Here is a 1,398-nt window from a genome sequence, read left to right as displayed (position 1 = left end):
TTCTTAGGAAAAGGATCTGCCTCACAGACACCTCGCCGCGCGGCCGACCCATCTGCCTGGCTCACCGGCTACCGACGTATGACCATCCGCTACGAACGCCACGGCGAACACTTCGCCGGCTTCCTTCACCTCGCCGTCGCACTCACCTGCTTCAAGAAACTCCCCACATGAGACACGCTCTAAGTCAGTCGCCGTGCGCGCCATGGAGATGATGGCCGACGGTGACCACGCCACGTTCGAGGAGTTGGTGCACCCCGACGCCATCAATCACGAGTCGCGGACCGAACCCCCGTGCACCAGAGTCGCGGGCCCCGAAGGGTTCCATGCGACCGCGCTGTGGTTGCGCGGTGCCTTCGCCGAGTTGCACCACGACATCCTGCACGCCGTGGCAGAGGACGATCTCGTCGTGCTCGATACCGTCATGACCGGCCGCCAGGTCGGGCCGTTCGTGACCTACACCGAACACGGTCACGTGGACCAGGCCTTCGTACCGACCGGAAAAACCTTCTCCGTCCGCCAAACACACTGGCTACGAATCCACGACGGCAGGTTGATCGAACACTGGGCCGTCCGCGACGACCTCGGCATGGCACAACAAGCCGGATGGATCCCACCGACACCGGCCGGCCTGATCCGAAACGCCCTCGCCAAACGGCGAGCACGCAAGACCCCTGCCGCCGGGACAGCGTCCCACTAAGAGCGTGTCTCATGTGGGGAGCTTCTTGAAGCAGGTGAGTGCGGCGGCGAGGTGAAGGAAGCCGGCGAAGTGTTCGCCGTGGCGCTCGTAGCGGATGGTCATGCGCCGGTAGCCGGTGAGCCAGGCAATGGTGCGTTCGATCTTCCATCGGTACCGGCCGAGGCGATCGTTTCGCTCGATGCCGCGGCGGGCGATCCGCGGGACGATGCCTCGTTCGCGCAGCCACCGTCGGTGCATGTCGTAGTCGTAGCCCTTGTCGGCGCGAAGCTTTCCCGGCTTGCGTCGGCGCGGTCCGCGCCGAGACTTCACGCCCGGAATCGCTGCCACCAATGGTTGCAGCATCGTGCTGTCATGGGTGTTCGCCCCGGTCACGCCCACGACCAGTGGGATTCCATTCGTTTCGGACAGGACGTGGATCTTCGATCCCTTCTTACCGCGGTCGACCGGGCTGGGACCCGTCAGTGAGCCCCCCTTTTCGCCCGCACGCTTGCCGCGTCCAGGATCGCTGCCGTCCAGTCGAGTTCGCCCGCGCTACCGAGTCGATCGAGCACCTCGCGATGGAGTTTCTCGAACACCCCATCCCGCACCCAGGCACTGAACCGTCGATGCGCGGTCGGCACGGTTACCCCGAACGAGGGCGGCAGGTGCCGCCACGCACATCCGCTGGTGAGCACGTACACGATCGCGGTGAACACCGCCCG

The 1,398-nt window shown here is 65.2% G+C and carries 1 protein-coding gene and 1 pseudogene; one reads left to right on the top strand and one right to left on the bottom strand.

Features of this window, described 5'->3' with window-relative positions; all coding sequences use genetic code 11:
• The first annotated feature begins 202 nt into the window (after window positions 1-202).
• Window positions 203-697 carry an ester cyclase gene (locus tag MLGJGCBP_RS47885; RefSeq protein ID WP_160097903.1) on the top strand — a complete coding sequence of 165 codons (495 nt, stop codon included), beginning with the start codon at window positions 203-205 and terminating at the stop codon, window positions 695-697.
• Window positions 698-706: 9 nt separating this feature from the next.
• On the opposite strand, the pseudogene MLGJGCBP_RS47880 reads toward MLGJGCBP_RS47885, so the two are convergent.
• A pseudogene (locus MLGJGCBP_RS47880) lies at window positions 707-1,398 on the bottom strand (IS5 family transposase); the annotation flags it as partial.

Source organism: Rhodococcus sp. T7, assembly GCF_009872365.1.
GTDB lineage: Bacteria > Actinomycetota > Actinomycetes > Mycobacteriales > Mycobacteriaceae > Rhodococcus_F.
Note: the sequence above shows the minus strand (reverse complement) of the source record. Positions and strands in the feature narration are given on the sequence as shown.